The sequence below is a fragment of the Kitasatospora sp. NPDC097605 genome, from assembly GCF_040302725.1.
Classification (GTDB): Bacteria; Actinomycetota; Actinomycetes; order Streptomycetales; family Streptomycetaceae; genus Kitasatospora.
This window is the reverse complement of record NZ_JBEOSF010000039.1, coordinates 58,141-78,606: the sequence shown is the minus strand read 5'-3', so window position 1 is coordinate 78,606 and position 20,466 is coordinate 58,141. Positions and strand designations below refer to the sequence as shown.

16 protein-coding genes are annotated in these 20,466 nt (G+C 71.4%); 3 read left to right on the top strand and 13 right to left on the bottom strand.

Annotated elements, in window-relative coordinates:
- Positions 1–40 precede the first annotated feature (40 nt).
- Entirely contained in the window at positions 41–1,330 is a 1,290-nt protein-coding gene (locus ABTX81_RS31930) for a cation:proton antiporter (protein WP_350552946.1), read from the bottom strand.
- 493 nt (positions 1,331–1,823) lie between these two features.
- Here ABTX81_RS31930 and hppD point away from each other — a divergent pair, with 493 nt between their 5' ends.
- Both hppD and ABTX81_RS31920 read left to right on the top strand, forming a co-directional pair.
- The gene (gene hppD, locus ABTX81_RS31925) at positions 1,824–2,924 is read left to right on the top strand and encodes a 4-hydroxyphenylpyruvate dioxygenase (protein ID WP_350552944.1); all 1,101 of its coding nucleotides are present in this window, start codon (positions 1,824–1,826) and stop codon (positions 2,922–2,924) included.
- On the top strand, positions 2,908–4,008 hold the full coding sequence (locus tag ABTX81_RS31920) for an alpha-hydroxy acid oxidase (RefSeq protein ID WP_350552942.1): 1,101 nt from the start codon (positions 2,908–2,910) through the stop codon (positions 4,006–4,008). Before hppD ends, ABTX81_RS31920 begins: the two co-directional genes overlap by 17 nt.
- A 114-nt stretch (positions 4,009–4,122) precedes the next feature.
- Here the strand turns inward: ABTX81_RS31920 and ABTX81_RS31915 are convergent, their stop codons facing one another.
- From ABTX81_RS31915 to ABTX81_RS31900, 4 genes are all read right to left on the bottom strand, one after another.
- Positions 4,123–4,947 carry a ParB/RepB/Spo0J family partition protein gene (locus ABTX81_RS31915; protein ID WP_350552940.1) on the bottom strand — a complete coding sequence of 275 codons (825 nt, stop codon included), beginning with the start codon at positions 4,945–4,947 and terminating at the stop codon, positions 4,123–4,125.
- A gap of 831 nt (positions 4,948–5,778) precedes the next feature.
- Positions 5,779–6,387: a D-Ala-D-Ala dipeptidase VanX gene (gene vanX / locus ABTX81_RS31910; protein ID WP_502892898.1), complete on the bottom strand. Its 609-nt coding sequence runs from the start codon at positions 6,385–6,387 to the stop codon at positions 5,779–5,781.
- Positions 6,388–6,392: 5 nt separating this feature from the next.
- Complete coding sequence (gene vanA-Sc / locus ABTX81_RS31905) at positions 6,393–7,433, bottom strand: D-alanine--(R)-lactate ligase VanA-Sc (protein WP_350552936.1); 1,041 nt, start codon at positions 7,431–7,433, stop codon at positions 6,393–6,395.
- Positions 7,426–8,415, bottom strand: coding sequence for a D-isomer specific 2-hydroxyacid dehydrogenase family protein (locus ABTX81_RS31900; RefSeq protein ID WP_350552934.1), 990 nt, complete (start codon positions 8,413–8,415; stop codon positions 7,426–7,428). The genes vanA-Sc and ABTX81_RS31900 overlap by 8 nt, the downstream gene beginning before the upstream one ends.
- A 127-nt stretch (positions 8,416–8,542) precedes the next feature.
- On the opposite strand from ABTX81_RS31900, the gene ABTX81_RS31895 reads away from it, so the two are divergent.
- Positions 8,543–9,886, top strand: a complete 1,344-nt coding sequence (locus ABTX81_RS31895) for a UDP-N-acetylmuramoyl-tripeptide--D-alanyl-D-alanine ligase (protein WP_350552932.1) — start codon at positions 8,543–8,545, stop codon at positions 9,884–9,886.
- Positions 9,887–9,896: 10 nt separating this feature from the next.
- Here the strand turns inward: ABTX81_RS31895 and ABTX81_RS31890 are convergent, their stop codons facing one another.
- The 8 genes from ABTX81_RS31890 to ABTX81_RS31855 all read right to left on the bottom strand — a co-directional run bounded on the left by ABTX81_RS31890 (position 9,897) and on the right by ABTX81_RS31855 (position 20,455).
- On the bottom strand, positions 9,897–11,078 hold the full coding sequence (locus ABTX81_RS31890; RefSeq protein ID WP_350552930.1) for a lipid II:glycine glycyltransferase FemX: 1,182 nt from the start codon (positions 11,076–11,078) through the stop codon (positions 9,897–9,899).
- 89 nt (positions 11,079–11,167) lie between these two features.
- Positions 11,168–12,247 carry an endonuclease/exonuclease/phosphatase family protein gene (locus ABTX81_RS31885; protein WP_350552928.1) on the bottom strand — a complete coding sequence of 360 codons (1,080 nt, stop codon included), beginning with the start codon at positions 12,245–12,247 and terminating at the stop codon, positions 11,168–11,170.
- A 216-nt stretch (positions 12,248–12,463) separates the two neighbouring features.
- Complete coding sequence (locus ABTX81_RS31880; protein WP_350552926.1) at positions 12,464–14,050, bottom strand: MBL fold metallo-hydrolase; 1,587 nt, start codon at positions 14,048–14,050, stop codon at positions 12,464–12,466.
- Positions 14,047–15,318 (bottom strand): FAD-dependent oxidoreductase, encoded by a 1,272-nt coding sequence (locus ABTX81_RS31875; protein ID WP_350552924.1) that lies wholly within the window; start codon positions 15,316–15,318, stop codon positions 14,047–14,049. The genes ABTX81_RS31880 and ABTX81_RS31875 overlap by 4 nt, the downstream gene beginning before the upstream one ends.
- A 43-nt stretch (positions 15,319–15,361) precedes the next feature.
- Complete coding sequence (locus ABTX81_RS31870) at positions 15,362–16,582, bottom strand: cytochrome P450 (protein ID WP_350552922.1); 1,221 nt, start codon at positions 16,580–16,582, stop codon at positions 15,362–15,364.
- On the bottom strand, positions 16,575–18,041 hold the full coding sequence (locus ABTX81_RS31865; protein ID WP_502892897.1) for a tryptophan halogenase family protein: 1,467 nt from the start codon (positions 18,039–18,041) through the stop codon (positions 16,575–16,577). Before ABTX81_RS31865 ends, ABTX81_RS31870 begins: the two co-directional genes overlap by 8 nt.
- Before the next feature lie 73 nt (positions 18,042–18,114).
- Positions 18,115–19,311 (bottom strand): cytochrome P450, encoded by a 1,197-nt coding sequence (locus ABTX81_RS31860; protein WP_350552918.1) that lies wholly within the window; start codon positions 19,309–19,311, stop codon positions 18,115–18,117.
- Positions 19,301–20,455, bottom strand: coding sequence for a cytochrome P450 (locus ABTX81_RS31855; RefSeq protein ID WP_350552916.1), 1,155 nt, complete (start codon positions 20,453–20,455; stop codon positions 19,301–19,303). The genes ABTX81_RS31860 and ABTX81_RS31855 overlap by 11 nt, the downstream gene beginning before the upstream one ends.
- Positions 20,456–20,466: the final 11 nt, after the last annotated feature.

The following is a 20,466-nucleotide window of genomic DNA, read 5'->3' as shown; positions in this document are numbered from 1 at the left end:
GACGGACAACGGACGGACGGGGCGGCCGGCGTCACCGGCCCTACGGCTGCACCGGATCGGGCTCGTGCACCGGCGGCGCGTTCCGCTCCCGCGGCTCCTCGCGCCGGCCGAGCGCCCGGACCACGGGCGACGTCAGGGCGGTCGTGATCAGGGCCATCAGGACCAGGATCGTGAACAGCTCCTCGTTGATCACCCCGAGGTTCAATCCGATGTTGAGGACGATGAGTTCGGTCAGACCTCGGCAGTTCATCAGCGCGCCCAGCGACAGCGCCTCGCGCCACGGCCGTCCGCTCAGCCGCGCCGAGACGCTGCCGCCGCCCCACTTCCCGACCAGCGCCACCAGGAGCACGGCGCCGAGCCACAGCCACTGCGCCGGATCGGCGGCCAGCATGCCGATGTCGGTACGCAGTCCCGTCGTCACGAAGAACAGCGGCAGGAGCAGCGGTACCGCCACCGACCGCAGGCGGGCCGCGGACCGCTCGACGACGGTGGAACGCCTCGGCGTCACCACACCGAACAGGAAGGCGCCGAAGAGGGCGTGCACCCCGATGGCGTCGGTCACCAGCGCGGAGAGGCAGGTGCCGCCGAACAACAGCGCCAGGACGGTTCCGTCCTGCCCCTCGCCTCCCGCCGCGGCCCGCTTCCAGCGGCTCAGCCGGACGAGCAGCGGACGCACCACCCGCGTCATCACCGCGAAGTACGCCAGCACCAGCGCCACGGTCGTCAACGACTCGGTCGGGGCTCCCCCCTTGACGAAGGCCACCACCAGCGCGAGCAGGCACCAGGCGATGATGTCGCTCGCGGCGGCGCACGCCATGGCCAGGCTGCCGATGGCCGTGTGGTAGAGCCCCTGGTCGGTGAGGATCCGGGCGAGCACGGGGAACGCGGTGATGCTCATGGCGACGGCGACGAACAGCACGAAGGCGACCCGGTCGGTCCCCTGGGGGGCGAACGAGTCGAACAGGCCCAGCGCGAGCAACCCGCCGAGCAGCAGGGGCAGCAGGATGCTGACCTGGCTGATGACCGCCGCGGCGCGGCCGTTGCCCCGCAGGTGGCCGAGGTCGAGTTCGAGCCCGATCAGGAACATGAAGGCGAGCAGCCCCAGCTGCCCCAGCACGTCGATGTGGTCCGTGACCCCCGGCGGGAACAGGTACGACTGCGCCTGCGGCCACAGCCGGCCGAGCAGTGAGGGACCGAGCAGGATGCCCGTCACGATCTCGCCCACGACGGGGGGTTGCCCCAGCCGGCGGAGCAGCGCGGCGCCGACACGGCAGGCGAGGATCACGACCGGCAGCGCCAGGAGCAGACGGGGGATGATCTGTGCGGACACGACTCTCCTCGGAGCGCGGGATCCGGATGTTCGGTCTCGGGCGGTTTCCTCGGGCGGTTTCCTCGTGCGGGCGAGGACGGCCGGACGCGAGGGAAATCGCGCCGGGCGGCCGGGCGCGGCCTCGTCGACGAATTCCCTCGTGTTTTCCCCCACGCAGGACATGTCAATGAGGGTGGGGATTCACCGGCTCAGGCTCACACACGGGGCGGCGTTCTGACAACCGCCGTCCAACTGGGCATAAATGTCCCGGGCGGCGCGATGCCGGCGGTGGCGCAGGTCAGCGCGGAGCCGTCCGTGCAGCTCCAGGGGTGACCCGCGCGAAAAGGCCGCCGGCCACGGCCGGAATAACCTGTCACATTCCTGTACGACCCGGCTGTCAATAGCGGACGGACCGGGAGTCCAGCTGCCGAACGGTCGTCCGCTTTCAATTCCGCTGGACCGTCGATTACAGTTCACGGAATCCGACCCTTCTTCTCCTGACATGGGGACAGTCATGAGCAAATCAGCAAAGGTGACGGATCCGCTGGCGGATCTCTCCGTCGACTACACAGAGATGTATGTGGAACAGCTGGAGACGGCTGTCCGCACCTGGGTCGACACCTACGCCTTCACGGTGGTCGGCTCCGGCGAATTCGCCGATCACCGGAGCGTCGCGCTGCGCCAGGGCCGGATCACCCTGGTCCTCACCGAGGCCACCTCGGACGAGCACGCGGCCTCGACCTACGTCGCCTCCCACGGGGACGGTGTCGCCGACATCGCCCTGCGCACCGCCGACGTGACCGCGGCCTTCGAGGCGGCGGTCGCGAACGGCGCCCGCGTCCACACCCCGCCGACCCCGCACCCGGGCGACGGGCCGGCCGTGACGGCGGTCCTCCAGGGCTTCGGGGACGTCGCCCACACGCTCGTCCAGCGCGCTCCCGGGGAGGGCCCGGGGCTGCCCGCCGGCTTCTCCCCGGCGCCGCGGGCCGCCGACGACCCGGGCGGCGACGTGGGCCTGCTCGACCTCGACCACGTCGCGGTCTGCCTGAACACCGGCGACCTCGACCCCACCGTGGACTACTACCTGGCGGCCCTCGGGTTCCGGTGCGTCTTCGAGGAGCGCATCGTCGTCGGCAGGCAGGCCATGGAGTCGAAGGTGGTGCAGAGCCCGTCGGGCTCGGTGACCCTGACGCTCATCCAGCCCGACCCCTCGGCGGATCCGGGGCAGATCGACGAGTTCCTCAAGGCCCACCAGGGGCCCGGCGTCCAGCACCTGGCCTTCTCCTCGGCGGACGCGGTCCGCTCGGTGCGGGCCCTGAGCGGCCGGGGCGTCGGCTTCCTCACCACTCCCCCGGCCTACTACGACCTCCTGGGCGAGCGGATCGACCTCCGAGGGTCCAGGCTGGACGACCTCCGGGCGACGAACGTGCTCGCCGACGAGGACCACGGCGGCCGGCTCTTCCAGATCTTCACGGCGTCGACCCACCTCCGGCACACGCTGTTCTTCGAGGTCATCGAACGCCAGGGAGCCGAGACCTTCGGCAGCGCCAACATCAAGGCGCTCTACGAGGCCGTGGAGCTGGAGAGGACCGGGCAGCGTGGGCCACGGCGCTGAGGTCCCGGCCGACCAGGCCCTCTGCCTGGCCGACGTGGAACACGCCGCCGCGGCGGCGCTGCCCGCCGAGGTGTGGGACTTCGTGGCCGGAGGAAGCGGCGCCGAGACCACGCTCGACGCCAACCGCACCGCGCTGGACCGCGTCTTCCTCGTCCCCCGGGTGCTCACCGACGTGTCGCGGTGCACCACGGACTCCACCCTGCTCGGCCGCCCCGTCCCCGTGCCGGTCGCCGTCGCGCCCGTCGCCTACCAGCGGCTGGTCCATCCCGAGGGCGAGTCGGCGGCGGCCCGCGCGGCCAAGGCCGCGGGCGTGCCGTTCACCGTGAGCACGCTGAGCAGCGTGCCGGTCGAGGAGATCACCGCGATCGGCGGAACGGTCTGGTTCCAGCTCTACTGGCTCCGGGACGCCGCGCGGTGCCTGGAGCTCGTCCGCAGGGCCGAGGACGCCGGCTGCCAGGCGATCATGCTCACCGTCGACGTGCCGTGGATGGGGCGCCGGGTGCGCGACATGCGCAACCGCTTCGCGCTGCCCGACCACGTGCGGGCGGCCCATGTCAGCACCGGCTCGACCGCGCACCGGCAGCACGCCGGCGCCTCCGCGGTGGCCGTCCACACCGGCCTGGCCTTCTCGTCCGCGACGACGTGGTCCTCGCTGGCGGCCCTGCGCGAGCGGACCCGGCTGCCACTGGTGCTCAAGGGCGTCCTGGCGGCCGAGGACGCGCGGCGGGCGGCCGAGTCCGGGGTCGACGCGGTCGTGGTCTCCAACCACGGTGGCCGCCAGCTCGACGGCGCCGTGCCCAGCATCGCCGCGCTGCCGGAGGTGGCGGCGGCCGCGGGGGACGGATGCGAGGTGCTGTTCGACAGCGGCGTCCGCAGCGGCACCGATGTGCTCAGGGCGCTCGCCCTCGGGGCGTCCGGTGTCCTGGTGGGCCGTCCGCTGATCTGGGGCCTGGCCGCGGCCGGAGAGGCCGGCGCACGCCGGGTGCTCGACCTGCTGGCCGACGAACTCCGCGACGCCCTGGGCCTGTCGGGCTGCGACGGCGTCGCCGCGGCCCGGCGGCTCCGCACCTTCGTCCCGGCCTGACGAGCGCGCGTCGCCGAAGTCCTCCACCGCGTGACCGGAGGACTTCGGCGACGCCACCGCCCCGTATCGACGACCAACTGACCGTTTTCGGCGCTTGGACGTGGCGAGGGCGGGCTACGCGCTCTCGGCCTCCCGGCGCCCCAGCCGAAGGGCCAGCTCCGACCACATCCCCGCGTACTCGTCGGCCAGGTGGGCCACGATGCCGCTGCAGTGGGGCGGCACGTTGTCGATGATCCGCTGCCACTCCTGCGCGTTGATCGTGTGCACGTTGAGCAGCCGCAGCAGGGTGCGTCCGGTCTCGCTGAGCCGCAGCGCCGGATCCGCCCTGAGCCGTTCCACGACCACACTGGGATCCTGCGTCGTGGTCCTGCCGGGCACCGCCGCGACACCGATGCCGCGCGGTGCCGCCACGGCCCTGACCTCCAGGTTCGCGGGCTCCGGCGCCCTTCCCCGGCGGCCCGGCAGCGGATCCTCCCCTCGCCGGAGCCGGCTTCGCACATCACGGGCCGTCTCCGGGGATATCCCGGCCATCCGGGCGATCTGACGCAGCGACAGGCTCGGGTTGTCGGCGATGAGCTCTCCGGCGAGCCTGCGTCCCGCGGCGGCGTTGACCGGACGGACCCGGCCGTCCTGGCCGATCCGGCTCTCCTCGGCGGCGGACGCCCCGGGAAGCCCCCGGCGCATGTCGGCCACCGTGCCGGGCGCGATACCGGCGACCGAGGCGATCATCCGGTCCGACCACTGCGGATGCGAGGTGATGATCCGCGCGGCCGCCCGCTTGCGGTCGGCCTTCGACAGGGGAAGGCCGTGCTTCGTGTTGGACTCGACCGCCAGCACGAACGCGTCGGCCTCGTTGCCCTCGAAGAAGCTGACGGCGACCCTGTCCTGTCCCCGCAGTTCAGCCGCTCGCACCCGGTGGCGTCCGTCGATGACACGCATCGTCGGACGGTGCACGAGGATGGGCGGAAGCGGGGACCGCACCGCGGAGAGCGCCTCCACGTGGTCCGGGTCCTCCCCCGAGGTCCTCGGCGAGTCGGCGGTCAACAGCAAACTGATCTCTACTTCGACTACCGTCCGTTGCTGGTCCTTCTGTTCCTGCTCGTGCTCCAACGCCATCCCCTCATGATCTGATTTCCTGCACACGGATCTGTGAAAGGCACTCAGAAGATCCCCCGTTGGATCAGGCATGCGTTCCGTTCCGTGACATGACCGAGGAACGCCGTCATATCGGACAATCGTGTCGGGTCTAGACCATCGACCTCGGGCGAAATACCGGTCCTGCCAGGTCAGAACCCCCGAAGCCTCGGACACCGGAGGCTCGGCGGGCATTCGAGGACCAGTCACCCGAATCTACGCGGGAAGGGCGCCGCGGGACTCCCCGCCGCCGGCCTCGCGTCCATGACCTTTGCGCATCTCGCCACCCCGGCATCGCGCCGCACTAAGGGATCTTACAGAAGATCGATTCCATTCAACTCCCCCCGCCTTGAATGAATTTTCCATCAGATTGAACCGCTGAGGCAGCGTAACACCTTGCACGAATCGCAGCACTCGCCTAACGGCGAATGCCGGGCGCTCCGAGCGTGGATTTCCGATCTTGCGACTCGGGGCCGGCGCCGGGACGGGTGCGGCCACCGTCGCATCGTGACTCGGATCGAGCGACGATACGGCGGTGGCCGCAGGTCACAGCTGTCGAGGACCCCGGGTGGGGCCGGCTCCTGGACGGGCACCCCGGATCAGTGCCGGGCGACTAGACTCGGCGGGGCCGGCGTCCTAGACGATGGGGAAGTCGAAGTAGGTGTCCGGATAGGGCTCGTCGGCGAGCGTGTAGTGCCACCACTCGTACGCGTAGGAGTGGAAGCCGCAGGTCTCCATGATCGACCGCAGGTGCTCGCGGTTCCCGGCCTCGACGGGCGTGATCCCCCCCGCGCCGTGGTGCGAGACGGGATCCATCAGGTCGTGGTCGCCGCCCATGGCGGCGAGTTCCCCCGTGGCCAGGTGATAGATCGTCAGATCGACGGTGCTGCCCCGGCTGTGGCCGGACTTGGCGGCCACGTACCCCTGCTCGAACATCTCGGCCCTGCCGATGTTGGGATAGTGCCGCGCCTTCGTCCGGCCGTCCTCCGGCTGCCGCGACCAGTCCAGGAAGCGGTCGACCGCGCGCTGCGGGCGGTAGCCGTCCCAGAGCAGCAGGCCGAACCCCCGGGCCTCGGCCCGCTCCCGTGCCCGCTCCAGCGCCGCGCACAGCGCCGTCGTACCGACGACCCGGTTGGCCAGGTACCCGTCCACCGGTTTGCCGGTGAAGTTGTCCCAGGTGGCGTACTTGGCGTCCCAGCGTATTCCGGGCACCGCCTCGTCCACGTAGACGAAGCCGTCCATCAGCGAGGTCATCGGGACTTCCCCGTCAGGGCGAGGGAGACGGCGCGGTCGATCACCTCGGAGAGCGGAATGCCCGCGGCTGCCATCATGCGCGGATAGCGGCTGTACGAGGTCATTCCGGGAAAGGTGTTGACCTCGTTGAGCACCACCTGCCCGTCCTCCTTGAGGAACATGTCGACCCGCGCGAGGCCGCCGCACCCCAGGGCGCGGTACACCGCCTTGGCCGCCTCCTGGACGCGCAGCCGCGACTCCTCGGGGATGTCGGCGGGAACCACCGCCACGGAGTTCTCGGAACCGGTCTCGGGGGAGTCCTCCTGGTGGATCCTGAAGAACCCGTGCGAGAGCGCGATCCGGTCCACCTCGCCCGCGACGAGCTCCGACCCGTTGCCGAGGATGGCGCAGCCGATCTCGCTGCCGACGACCGCCGCTTCGATCAGCACCTTCGCGTCGTACTGCCGCGCCGTCTCCACCGCGCCCGCGAGCTCCTCCGCCCGGGACACCTTGGTGACGCCGAAGGACGATCCCGACCGGGCCGGCTTCACGAAGACCGGATAGCCGAGCAGGGCGGGATCGATGGTCTCGTCCGCCGTGACGGTCCAGAACTCCGGCGTGGCGATCCCGGCGCTCGCGGCGACGACATAGGCCAGCGACTTGTCCATGCACAGGGCGGAACTCTGGACGTCGCAGCCGACGTAGGGGATGCCGGAGAGCTCCAGCAGGCCCTGCATCGCGCCGTCCTCCCCGAGCCTGCCGTGCAGCACGGGCAGCACGACGTCCAGCCGGACCGTCCGGTAGCTCCCCTCCTCCAGGACGAGCAGTCCGTGCACGTCGCCGGCCGGCGACAGCACGACGGGCCGGCAGTCGCCGTTCTCCCACTCGCCCTCGGGCCCGTCGCAGAGCTTCCAGGCGCCGTCCTTCGTGATCCCGACGTAGAAGGGTTCGTACACGTCGGGATCCAGGTTCCGGGCCACCTCCCGCGCGGACTTGACGGAGACGAGGTGCTCCTCGGAACGGCCCCCGAAGATGATGCCGACCTTCAACCTAGCCATGCTGATTCCCGCTTTCGAATGCCAGGCAGTTCATGAGAGAGTTCTCGACGGTGTCACGCAGGGCGTGATCCGTGTAATAGGCGGTGTGCGGACTGATGAGTGCGTTCGGCAGCTCCTGCAGCCGCAACAGCGCTTTGCTTTCCAAGGGTTTGTCCCGGCAGTCGGCGTAGAAGACCCCCTCCTCGCCTTCGACGACGTCGAGCGCCGCGCCGCCGAGCCTGCCGCCTTCCAGTTCCCGCAACAGGGCCTCGGTGTCGATGAGCCCACCGCGTCCGGTGTTGACGACCACCGCGCCGTCCTTCATCCGCGCCAGGGCCCGCCGGTCCAGCAGGTGGTGGGTGGCCGCGGTGAGCGGCACGTGCAGCGTCACCAGGTCGCTGCGCCGCAGCAGTTCGTCGAGCGGAACGCGCTCGACCGCGGCACCGGGGCGGCCCGCCTGGCGGTTGTCATGGGCCAGTACGCGGCAGCCGAAGCCCCGCAGCCGCTCCAGGACCGCCGTGCCGATCCGCCCCGTCCCGATCACACCGACGGTCAGGTCGCGCAGTTCCCGACCGCGCACCTCGCTCAGCCGGTAGTCGTGCGCGTCGGTGCGGCGGACGATGGCCTTGGCGTCCCGTATCGCCATCAGCATGAGCATCAACGTGTAGTCGGCGACGCTGTCCGGCGAGTAGGAGACGTTCCCGACCAGGATTCCGACGCTCTCCGCGTACGCCACGTCGATGTGGTTGTACCCGATGCTCCGCGTGGAGATGTAGCCCACGCCGAGTCCGCCGAGGGCGCGCAGCGTGGCACGGGTAACGGGGCTCTTGTGGCCGACGCTGATACACCGGCTGCCGGCGGCCAGTTCACTGGTGGCCTCGGACACCGGCGCGTCGGTGACGGCCGGCCGCACACCGAATCCGGGCGCCAGCTCCCGGAACAGATCGGCTTCGTCCGGACCGCACCCGTACACGGTGATACGGGTCCTCTCGCTGTGGGTCATGCCCCCAGTCAAGGCGCCCCGGGCTATCCGGAGCGTATGGGGTTTTCGATATGCCCGTGATACGTCCCGCTCCCTTGACTGTGGGCATGATTTCCCCAACACCAGCCACGGCCTCCGGAGAATCCCCGTGATCCCGCTCAGCGTCGGCGAGATCGCCGAAATCGTCGGAGGAAAGTCCGAGGGCGACGGCTCCGCGGTCGTGACCGCGCCGGCCGTGCTCGACGGCCGGCGGGCCGAGCCGGGCGGCCTCTTCGTGGCCGTCGCCGGCCGGCACACCGACGGCCACGACCACGCGGAACAGGCCGGACGGGCCGGCGCGGTGGCCGTGCTCGGCTCCCGGGCCACGCCGCTGCCCACCGTCGTCGTCGAGGACGTCCGGAGCGCGCTGCAGACGCTCGCCGCCCATGTCGTGGCCCGGCTGCGGGACGGACTGACCGTCGTCGGGGTGACCGGCTCGCAGGGCAAGACCGGCACCAAGGACCTGCTGACGGCCGTGCTCTCGGGCGCCGGGCCGACGGTCGCCACGGCCGGCTCGCTCAACAACGAGTTCGGTGTGCCGCTCACCATGCTGCGCGCCCACCCGGACACCCGGTTCCTCGTCCTGGAGATGGGGGCCCGCCACCTCGGCGACATCGCCAAGCTCACCGGCCTGGTCGCGCCCGACATCGCCGTCGTCCTCAACGTCGGCCTGGCCCACCTCGGCGAGTTCGGGTCGCGCGCCGCCATCGCCAGGACCAAGGGCGAACTGGTGCGGGGCCTCGCGCCCGGCGGAACCGCGATCCTCAACGCCGACGATCCCGGCGTGTCCGCGATGCGCTCGCTCACCGACGGCCCGGTCCTGACCTTCGGCCGGGCGGAGAACGCCGACGTCCGGGTGCTCGACCTGGCGCTCGACCGGCTGGGCCGGCCGTCCTGCACGCTGCGGACGGCCGCCGCCTCGGCCCGGGTCGCGCTGCCGCTGGTCGGCGCCCACCAGGCCCTCAACGCCTCGGCCGCCGCGGCGGCGGCGCTCGCGGCCGGGGTTCCCCTCGGCCCGGCCGCGGCGGCGCTGACCACCGCCTCGCTGTCCCCGTGGCGGATGGAGTCACGCGGCCTCGCCTGCGGGGCGACGCTGATCAACGACTCCTACAACGCCAACCCCGACTCGACCCGCGCCGCCCTGGACGCGCTGGCGGCCATCGAGGGCCGGCGCCGCATCGCCGTACTCGGCGAGATGCTCGAACTCGGCGACGACAGCGAGGCGGAGCACCGCGCCGTCGGAGCGTACGCCGCCGCCCGCGCCGACGTGGTGGCCGCCGTCGGCGCGGGGGCCCGGCCGATCGCCGACGGCGCGGGAGAGCGGTCCGTGGTCCTCGCCGACAACAACGCGGCCGTCGGCTGGCTGCGCGACCGCCTCGCCGCCGGTGACGTCGTCCTGGTCAAGGCCTCCCGCGGAGCACGCCTCGACGAGGTCGCCGCCGCGCTCGCGTAGCCGGCACGGCTCAGCGTCCGCGCCGCTTCATGTAGAGGTCGAAGACCCGGTAGACCATCGGCCGCAACGGCAGGTCCCACTCGCCGACGTAGCGCACCGCCCGGCCGCCGGTGCCCACCTTGAACTGCACCAGGCCGACGTGCGGGTCGTCGGCGTCGAGGGTGGGAGTGATGCCGCGCAGGTCGTAGACGTCGCAGCCGACCCGGAGCGCGTCGCGGATCATCGCCCACTGGCAGGCGTTGGAGCCGCGCACCTCGCGCTTGGCAGTGGCGGAGGCGCCGTAGGAGTACACCGCGTGGGCCCCGACCCGGACCAGGATCGTGGCGGCGACCAGGTCGCCCTGGTGGTGGGCCAGGTAGAGCTTGATCCGCTCGGGGTCCTCGGCGCTGAGCGCCGCGAACATGACCTCGAAGTAGCGCAGCGGACGCGGGGTGAAGTGGTCGCGCTCGGCGGTGTGGACGTAGAGGTCGTGGAAGGCCTTCAGTTCCTCCGGCGTCCCGTCCCCGACCGTGACCTCGACGCCCTCCTTGGCCGCCCTCTTGATGTTGCGGCGCCACTGCTGGTTCATGCCCTTGAACAGCTCGTCCTCGGTCCTGCCCGCCAGCGGGACCACGTACTTGAACTGCGGGTGCCCGACCCCGAACCCGTCCTCCGGGTTCTGCGGCAGCCAGCCCGCCTCCCTGAGCCGGTTGCTCACCCGGGCGCCGATCGGGCCGCCTCCCAGTCGCGGCAGGTCGGTCAGCCGCCGGATGCCCGGGTCGGCGATGCCCTCCTTGACCTGGGCGGCGCTCCAGCTGTCCGTCTCCACCGGGGGGCCGAGCCGGATCGCGAACGCGCCGTGCTCCTTGAGGTACGCCGCCAGTGGATCGAGCCACCCGCGGAGTTCGCCGCTCCAGTCGATGACCGGCCCCTCGGGCAGGTACGCCAGCGTGAACCGGTCGAGCCGCGGCACCGGGCGGTGCAGGACCAGCCCGGCGCCGACCAGGTGCTCACCGTCGAACCAGCCGAGGGACTCGCTGCGCCACTCGGTCTTGACGCGGCCCCACGCCGGGGTCTGCAGGAAGCTGACCGACCGCTGGGCCCGCACGAACGCCAGGTGCTCGGCGGCGCCGATCGGCCTGACGACCGGACTTCCGGCGGCTGCTGTCCCGGCGGCGGTTCGACGTGGTTCGCTGGAGGAGTTGTAGGACATGTCGCCAGTCAATCTCGTGCGGTGTTGCCCGGGTGTATGCGGTTCTCGATACGCCGACGATATGTCACCAACCGTCGGGCCGAAGGCGTTTACCAGCCGACCGCGGCCGCCACCGGCCGGTGGTCACTGCCGGTGGCCGGCAGCAGCCAGGCGCTCTTCGGGTCCACGCCGCGGACCAGGACCTGGTCGATCCGCGCCACCGGGAACGACGCCGGCCAGCTGAAGCCGAACCCGTCCCCGGCCACCTCCTGGACCGACCGCAGCTGCGCGGTGAGGCCGTCGAAGGCACGGTCGTCCAGCGTGCCGTTGAAGTCACCGAGCACCACCAGCCGTTCGGCGCGCTCGGCGGCGACCGCCGCGGCGAGCTTCGTCGCGCCGGTGTCCCGCTGCTCCGTCCAGTAGCCGCCCCTGGGCATCACCCGTACGGAGCCCAGGTGAACCACGTACACGGCCACCGGCCCCTTCGCGGTGGCCACCGTGGTGCGCAGCCCGCGAGGCGGCTCCACCGGGGCGCCTCCGGGCCGCGGCTTGCCGGCCGACGGCCCGGCGGTGTCCCACAGCACGTCGACCGGCCGGGTGTCGGACAGCGGCAGCCTGCTCCACAGCCCGACCGTGCCCTGCACGGTGTGGTGCGGGTACGCCGTCGCCAGCTCCGTCTCGTAGGTGCCCGTGGACCGGTCGGTCAGCTCCTCCAGCGCCAGCACGTCCGCGCCGGAGGCGGCCAGCTCACGGGCGGTGCCGGCCGGATCGCGGTTCTCGGCGGCGACGTTGTGGCTGACGACGGTGAGATCGCCGCCCCGGTGGGTCCCGTCGCCGAGCAGGCCGCCGAACAGGTACAGCCACACGGTGACCGGCAGCAGCAGCGCGACGCCCGAGGCGGCGGAGCGGCGCCACAGCGCCCCGGCGAGCAGTACCGGGACCGGCAGGCCGAACCACGGCAGGAAGGTCTCCACCAGACTGCCCAGACCGGCCCAGTCCGGGAGCGCCCCGTGCAGGAGCAGGAGCAGGCCGAGCAGCAGCGCGCACGCAGTGAACACCGGGCCGCGCTTCCAGGGGCCCCGCGCCGCCGTCCGCTCCCGCCTCCGGTGCGCGCGCGGGCGCCGTCGCGGCGGCCACCCCAAGGACGGTCTCCGGGTCGTCGTTCGCACTGCCGGCTGGGTTCGAGACATGGCACCAGTGAAGACGACCGGACGTTGCCGGCGCGTATGCGGTTTTCGACACGCGGACGATATGCGCCGGCTGCGCCCGACCGTCCCGATACGCCGGCGCGCCGGCACGCCGACGGGCACGGCCTTCCGCCCGGACCGCGGAGGGTGGAGAACTCCGCGGTCCCGGAAGTCCGTGCCCGTGCCGAACGGCGGGGATCCGCCGCCCGGTGCGCCCGGCTACGACCAGGTCCACTCGGCCCGGTCGAGCAGGTGGCCGGACTTGATCCCCTTGCCGGAGCACCACTTCTCGAACTCGGCGATCTGCTGGAGCTGGTAGGAGTCCTCGTTGTAGCTGGTGGCCATGACGTGGCCGAGCCAGCTCTCCTCGCCCATGGCGTAGATGTACACCTCTTCGGCGCCCAACTCGGTGACGATCGCGCTCGCCTGCGCGGCGTCGGAGCCGGACAGCTTGCGGGTCTCGCTCATCTTCTTCGGGATCGGCTGGGTGAACATCGGCTGGTACTTCCAGTTCATCGGCGCGCCGTCGCACTCCATGCCGAGGAACGCGATGTCGACCGGTCCGAGGTGCCGGCGGACGTAGCGGTAGAGCACCGGGTCGATGCCGGAGGAGTCCGCTCCCACGTAGACGGACTTCCCGCCGATGCGGATGAAGTAGGTCGACTTGGCGCGGATGTCGAGATCGGCGTGCTCCCCGAAGAACGGCGTGGCGACGATCTTCCCGCCCGGGAAGGCCACCTCCTCGAAGTCGTCCACCTCGATGACGGGGAGCCCGAGGGTCTTCAGGAAGAGCGCCAGGGACGGGTCGCACAGATTGCCGCGCGAGCTCCTCGGCACGACGAACGTGCCGACCCGGCCCCGCAGTTGCAGCAGGGTCTCGGACACGAGGTGGTCGGAGTGCCCGTGCGTGATCAGGACGTAGTCGATGTGGTCGGGCAGGTCGTCATAGGTGTACCGGCCGGTCGCGGCGGTGTCGGCGCTGAGGAAGGGGTCCGTGAGGATCGACACCTCGGGCGTCTGCAGCAGGAGGCAGGCGTGCCCCAGGTAACGGATCCTGGCCCCGGCCGTCAGGTGGCGGTCGGCGGCCGCCCCCGGCTCGGCGACCAGCAGGCGGGCCAGCTTGGCGGCCTGCGCGTCGCCGAGTTCCAGCGCCTCGCGGAGCGCGGCCAGGGTGGTGGGCCGGATCCTGGAGCGGAACAGCTCCTCGATGCCGGGGTGCCGGAAGGGGATGTCCAGCTCCAGCACGTCGGGCGAGGGCAGCCGCGGGGTGCTCATCACGAACGGCCGCTCGATGCCCGTCTCCACCGAGAGCTGGATCGACTGGCGGTCCTCGTTGTAGGCCTTGCTCGTGTAGACGAGCGGCTCCAGGAAGTTCAGCGAGGCCCCGTTGGCGGTGTCGTAGGCGACCTCCACCAGACCCGCCAGCTCAGGGGGGAGCTTCGGGTAGAGCGTCCTGAGGTCGTAGCCGGTCGCCTCCTCCCGGACGAGCTTCTCGGCCTCCGCGATCGCGTGGGCGAACCGGATCACGTCCGCGCTGTCGCGCCGGACGGCCGCCAGCAGCGCCTCGACCTCGTCCTTGCGCTCCGCCTCGATGCCGACGAAGAACCCGCCGCGGAACCTCGGGTCACGGCTGCCCGAGAAGTGAAAGTCCGGGGTCTGCAGGTAGGACTCCAGCATCGGGATCTGCCGGAAGGCGAGATACATGGCGCCGGTGACGGGAGCCGTGGTGTACAGCTGGGCGTAGAACCGGTCGACCAGTGGCTCGATGATGGCGTCGGACCGGAGAAAGAGCCGTTGCTCGGTCACTTCTGCTCCTCACGATCGAATGAGTCCTTCGACGGGCGGGGCAGCCACGTCAGTCCGTCGGGCGAGACCACAAGCCCGCCCGGGAGCGCCTCGTCGCCCGAGGACACCCCGGCGGCCAGGTCCACGAGCGACGCCGGGTCCGGGAGCTCCTCGCCCGTCATCGCGTGGAAGTCCTCGGCGAGCTCGGAGAACGCCCCGAACTCGCGGCGGTAGCGCGACTCGAACTCGGCCAGGGCGGTCTCCTCGTCCAGACCGCCGGCGAGGACGGCGTTGATCGACCGGGCGGCCAGCAGGGCGCCGTAGGTGGCGAGATGGACGCCGCTGGAGAACAGCGGGTCGACGGAACAGGCGGCGTCGCCCACCAGGACCATCCCGGGGCGCCGGAAGGTCGTCCGCCGGTGGGCGAAGTCCTCGCGGACGCGCAGCAGCCCGTACTTGCCGGCCCTCACCCGCATCCCCTCCGAGAGCAGGTCCGCGATGGTCGGGCATTCGGCGATCAGCGCCGTGAACGCCTCCTCCCGGTCCTCCGGGAGCTTGCCGACGAACTCCCGGCGCACCACCGCGCCCACGCTGGTGAGCCCGCCGAACAGCGGGACGTACCAGAACCAGCCCTTCTCGAAGGCCACGTTGAGCGTGTCGCCCGCGTGCGGTTCCGGCAGCCGCTTGCAGCCGTTCCCGAAGTAGCCGGACAGCGCCAGAGCGCGGAAGGACTCCGCGTGGTCGCGGGTGCCGCCGGCGCCGGAGGACAGCGGGCTCCCCTGGCCCGAGGCGTCGACCACGAAACGCGCGCCGACCTCGTGCTCGCCGCCGTCGGCGTCGGTGTACCGCAGGCCGGTGACCCGGCCGCCCTCCTCGACCACCGCGGTGACCGCGCACCCTTCCCGGACCACGACGCCCTTGCGCCTGGCGTTGTTCAGCAGGATCTCGTCGAACCTCGTCCGGTCCGCCTGGTAGGCGAACGCCGTCGCGCCGGTCAGGCGCGACGACGCCTCGAACGAGAACGCCCACGGCTCCGGCCGGGCGCCCCACTGGAAGGCCGCGCCCCGCTTCACCGGGAAGTCCGTCCCCGCCAGTTCGTCCGTGACGCCGAGCAGCCGGCACACCCCGTGAACGGTGGACGGAAGCAGCGACTCACCGACCTGGTACCGCGGAAAGGCCTCTTTCTCCACCAGGAGCACCCGGTGGCCCTGCATGGCCACGAGGGAGGCCGCGGTCGAACCCGCCGGCCCACCCCCCGCCACCACCACGTCGAACACTTCCGCCGACATCTCTCTCCGTCCCTCGATCGATCGCTGTCCGTCGTGGCGTCCGCTACCAGGTGACCGGCAGCCGGTCCGGGCTGTCGATGAACGCGTTGCGGAACTTCACTTCCTCCGCCGGCACGGCCAGTCCCAGTGCGGGGAACCGTCGCCACAGGGCCTGATAGGCGATGCGGAGCACCGACCTCGCCACGGCGGCGCCCACGCAGTGGTGGATGCCGTGCCCGAATCCGACGTGCGGGAGCGGTTCGCGGTCCGCGTCGAGGAGATGCGCGTCGGGCGTCAACCCCTCGTCCCGGTTGGCCATGAGGATCGAGCAGAGGACGTACTCCCCCGCCCTGATCAGCTGCCCGTCGACGACGACGTCCCGGACGGCCATCCGCGGCGTCGGCTGCTGCACGGCCGAGAGGAAGCGCAGCAGTTCGTTCACCACGCGGTCGGCCTCCTCGCGGGAGGCGAGGAGCAGCCGCTTCTGGTCGGGGTGGTCCAGCAGCGCGAGGACCCCGAAGCCGATCATCCCGGCGACGCTCTCGACGCCGCCGAGGATCAGCGCCGTGCAGACGCCCTTCAGCTCCTCGTCGCTGATCCGGTCGCCGTGCTCACGCACCAGCATGCCGAGGAACCCCTCGTCGGGCGCCTTCCGCTGCTGGGTGATGAGCGTGTTCAGGTACCGGTTGAACGCCGCGCTGTCCGCCGCCCGGGCCTTGTACCCGCGGCTGAGGTCGACGTTCTGCCGGACCCGGCGGATGAACTCGTTCCGGTCGTCGCGCGGCACCCCGAGCAGCTCGCACAGGGTCTCGCCGCCGACCGGGTCGGCGAACAGGACCTGGAGGTCCGCGGGCGGTCCCGCGGCCTCCATCGTGTCGAGGTGCTCCTCGACGATGGCCTCGATCGCGGGTTCGAGCCTGCGGATGCGCCGGACCGTGAACTCGGGCGTCAGCATCCGCCGCAGCCGGGTGTGCTCGGGCGGATCGTAGATCGAGATCTGCCCGACCAGCTCCGGCGGGACCCGCACCCCTTCGCCGCTCAGCGGCTCCGCGTCGGTCAGCCGCAGCCGCGTGGTGAAGTTCTCGTGGTCGCCGAGGATCCGGCGCACCACGTCGTAGCCCATGGCCTGCCAGACGTAGCCCGTACTCATCTGGTCGGACGCGTTCCCCGCGATCCGGATCAGCGGGCCGTGCGCCCTGAGGGCGAACATGTCCTCGTGCGGATCGTAGAGCGTCCGGCGCATGTAGTTCGCCGTCGGCCGCACGATCGGCGCGGCCTCAGCCACGGTGGTGCGTCCACTTCATCCCGTCGGGCGAGGCCACCAGCCCGCCCGGGAACACCGGCTCCTCGGGAGCGGCGTCCTCGCCGAGCACCGCCCGCATCTGGACCTGGCCGCCCTCCTGCATCACCTGCTTGACCACGTGCGAGGTGAACATCGGCACCATGTCCCCGTCACCGCCGGCCGCCATGTCGTCGACGGCCGCGGCGAACTCGGCGCTGTGCCTGGCGATCCTGGACGCGAGCGCCGCCTCGCCGGACGACACCCCGCCGACCAGGTCCACGAACGACTCCAGCTCGGTGTGCTTGTTGTTCGTGACCTTCTTGGCGTGCCAGAAGTACGACTCCTCGTTCACGTTCATCTCGTAGAACGACACCAGGAACTCGTAGAACACCCCGTATTCGCGGCGGTACCGGGCCTCGAACTCGTTCAGGGCGGTCTTCTCGTCCAGATCGCCCGCGAGAATGCTGTTGATCGAGCGGGCGGCCAGCAGGGCGCTGTAGGTGGCCAGGTGGACACCGGAGGAGAACACCGGATCGACGAAGCAGGCGGCGTCGCCGACGAGGATCATTCCCGGCCGCCAGAACGTCGTCTGGAGGTAGGAGTAGTCCTTTCGGATCCGCAGCTCGCCGTAGTCCCCCGTGGTCACCCGGCGCGCGTCCGCCAGGTACTCGGATATCAGCGGGCATTCGGCGATCAGCGCCTTGTAGGCCTCTTCCTTGTTCCCCTGGACCTTTTCGGCCATTTCCCGGCGGACCACCGCGCCGACGCTGGTGAGGGTGTCGCTCAGCGGGATGTACCAGAACCATCCGCTGTCGAAGGCGACGCTCAGGATGTTCCCCGAATACGGCTCCGGGAGCCGCTTGCCGTTCTCGAAGTAGCCGAACAGCGCCAGGCTCCGGAAGAACTCCGAATAGTCGCGGGTGCCGCCGACGCTGGAGAACAGCCGGCTCTTGTTGCCCGACGCGTCGATCACGAAACGCGCGCCGACCTCGTGCTCACCGCCCTCGGCGTCGGTGTACCGCAGACCGGTGACCCGGTCGCCCTCCTCCACGACCGAGGTGACCGAGCAGCCCTCACGGACCGTCACGCCCTTGCGCTTGGCGTTGTTCAGCAGGATCTCGTCGAACCGCGACCGCTCCACCTGATAGGCGAACGAGGTCGGCCCGGTCATCCGCGGGGAAACGGCGAAGGAGAAAGTCCACGGTTCCGGCCTGGCCCCCCACCGGAAAGTGCCGCCGCGCTTCACCGGGAAACTCTGCGCCGCGAGTTCCTCGGTGACGCCGAGCATCCGGCACACCCCGTGAACGGTGGACGGAAGCAGCGACTCACCGATCTGGTACCGCGGAAAGAACTCCTTCTCCAGCAGCAGCACCCGGTGCCCCTGCATGGCCACCAGGGAAGCCACCGTCGAGCCCGCCGGCCCGCCGCCGGCCACCACCACGTCGAACGTTTCCACCGACATCTCCCACCGTCCCTCAATTGAGTTCTTTGCGATTGTCCAGCGCGACGGATCGCCGCTCAAGCCGTCCATCCGGTCACCACTCGACCATCAGACTGCTGAGTCCGTAGGCCGGGGTGCTCAGCCGGAAAGCGGTCGCCCCTTCGGGATCCGCCAGCCGCAGCCCGGGAAAGCGCCGCCACAGCGCGGAATAGGCGATGCGCAGTTCCAGCCGGGCGAGCGCGGCGCCGAGGCAGTGGTGCACACCGTGCCCGAACGCGACATGCGGAACGGCGTCCCTGCCGACGTCGAGGCGGTCCGGGTCCGGCAGCAGGGCCGGGTCGCGATTGGCCGTCGGCAGGGAGCAGAGGACCGTCTCCCCCGCCTTGATCACCTGGTCACCGACGACCGTGTCCTCGATGGCGGTCCGGGGCGTCGGGGCGTAGGGCACCGTCAGGTACCGGATCAGCTCGTCGACCGCCCGCTCCGCCGACTGCGCGTCACCCCGCAGCGCGGCGATCTGCTCCGGGTTCCGCAGCAGCGCCAGCACGCCCAGGCCGATCATGCCCGAGATGTTGTCGTCGCCGGCCAGCATCATCTGCACGCAGACGCCCCTCAGCTCCTCGTCGGTCACCGCGTCGCCGTGCTCGGCGGCGACCGCGCCGATGAGCCCGCTGCCGGGATCCTTCCGCTCCCTGGCCACCATGGCCACCAGGTAGCGGGAGAACGCCTCGCCCGCGGCCGCCCGGCGCCGGTCGCCGAGCGAGGCGTCGAGATGCCGGTGGCACAGCTGGAGGAACATCGCGCGGTCGTCCAGCGGCACCCCGAGCAGTTCGCACAGCACCGGGCCGGGCACCTGGTCGGCGAACAGCTCGACCAGGTCCGCGGGCGACCCCTCCCGCTCCATCGCGTCGAGGCGTTCCGACACGATCTGCTCGATGTACGGGGCGGTCCGCCGGATCTGGCGGTGGGTGAAGCCCGGGGCCAGCAGCCGCCGGAGCCGGGTGTGCTCCGGCGGGTCGTAGTCCATCAGGTTGCCGACCAGCTCACGCGGCCGGAAGACGCCCTTCCCGCCGATCTCGTCGTTCCGGTCGAAGCGGCGGCGGGTACTGAACCGGGTGTGGTCGCCGAGGACCTGCCGGACGACCGCGTGCCCGGTGGCCAGCCAGGTGGTCGTCGCCTCCGCCCCGGATCCGATCGTGATCCGGGTGAGCGGGCCGGCGGCGCGCAGCTCGTCGGCCGGGTCGAAGCCCTGCCGCCAGGTGTGGATCGGGGGCCTGTCGTCACCACTCAAGGGGAAGCTCCTCCACGGCGAAGGGCTCGGGCCGGCCCGGCTTGAACCGCAGGTCCTCCTCGGGGACGGCGAGCCGCAGCGACGGGAACCGGCGGAACACCGCCGGCAGCGCCACCTGCAACTGGAGCCTGGCCAGCGGCGCCCCGAGGCAGTGGTGGATCCCGTACCCGAACGCCAGGTGCTTCGGATTCTCTCGGGTGATGTCGAAGCGGTCGCCCCGCGGACGGTTGACCGCCAGCATGGAGCAGGTCAGGACGTCCCCGGCGCGGATCTCGCGGCCGGCGACGCGCACGTCCGTGAGAGCCACCCTGGGCGCCGGGGCCTCGACGATCGAAGCGTGCCGCAGCAGCTCCTCGGTCGCGCCGTCGACCAGTTCGGGACGCTCGCGCAGCAGCGCCATCTGCTCGGGATGGGTCACGAACAGGAGCACCGCGACCGCCAGTTGGGCGGCCATCTGCTCGGCCGCCATGATCAGGTTCCCCTCGGCGAGCCCCGCCAGCTCGTCGTCGCCGACCGCCGCCCCGTGCTCGCGCACGATGACGCCGATCAGCCCCTCGCCGGGGTCGCGGCGCTTGCGGGCCACGAGCTTCCGGGTGTAGTCGACGACGCCCAGCCCCGAAGCGGTCCGCTGCCGGGGCAGCCGGCTCTCCCGGCTCTCCCGGATCATCCGGGAGAGCTCGGCCTGGTCGTCGCGGGGGACGTCGAGGAACTCACAGGCGATGAGCGCCGGGATGGGCCAGGCCGCGTACCGGACGAAGTCGACCGGCGACCCCAGGTCCTCCAGGTCGTCCAGGCACTCCTCGACGATCTCCTCGACCCGCGGCCGCAGCCGTTCCATCCGCCGGACGGAGTAGGCCGGGGCCACCGTCCTGCGCAGCCGGGTGTGGTCCGGCGGGTCGTACGCCTGGAGGAGTCCCGGCAGTTGGGCCCGGTCGGCCTCGTCGTCGACCGGCCGCATGGAGCTGAACCGCTCGGGGTCGGCGAGGACCTCCCGGACCTCGTCGTACCCGGTGACCAGCCACTGCTTGCGGCCGTCCATCCCGGGCTGGGTGTCGTACTCGTGCAACGGCCCCTCGTCCAGCAGGCCGTGTAACTCCGGCACGGGATCGAGCCGGTGCCGCCGGTGCGGCAGGGGGAGTGCCATCGGTCCTCCGT

Excerpts from the sequence above, each read along its gene's own strand:
- hppD (WP_350552944.1), top strand. The coding sequence starts at position 1,824 with ATGAGCAAATCAGCAAAGGTGACGGATCCGCTGGCGGATCTCTCCGTC.
- ABTX81_RS31915 (WP_350552940.1), bottom strand. The coding sequence starts at position 4,947 with ATGCGTGTCATCGACGGACGCCACCGGGTGCGAGCGGCTGAACTGCGG.
- vanA-Sc (WP_350552936.1), bottom strand. The coding sequence starts at position 7,433 with ATGGCTAGGTTGAAGGTCGGCATCATCTTCGGGGGCCGTTCCGAGGAG.
- ABTX81_RS31900 (WP_350552934.1), bottom strand. The coding sequence starts at position 8,415 with ATGACCCACAGCGAGAGGACCCGTATCACCGTGTACGGGTGCGGTCCG.
- ABTX81_RS31890 (WP_350552930.1), bottom strand. The coding sequence starts at position 11,078 with ATGTCCTACAACTCCTCCAGCGAACCACGTCGAACCGCCGCCGGGACA.
- ABTX81_RS31885 (WP_350552928.1), bottom strand. The coding sequence starts at position 12,247 with ATGTCTCGAACCCAGCCGGCAGTGCGAACGACGACCCGGAGACCGTCC.
- ABTX81_RS31875 (WP_350552924.1), bottom strand. The coding sequence starts at position 15,318 with ATGTCGGCGGAAGTGTTCGACGTGGTGGTGGCGGGGGGTGGGCCGGCG.
- ABTX81_RS31865 (WP_502892897.1), bottom strand. The coding sequence starts at position 18,041 with ATGTCGGTGGAAACGTTCGACGTGGTGGTGGCCGGCGGCGGGCCGGCG.
- ABTX81_RS31855 (WP_350552916.1), bottom strand. The coding sequence starts at position 20,455 with ATGGCACTCCCCCTGCCGCACCGGCGGCACCGGCTCGATCCCGTGCCG.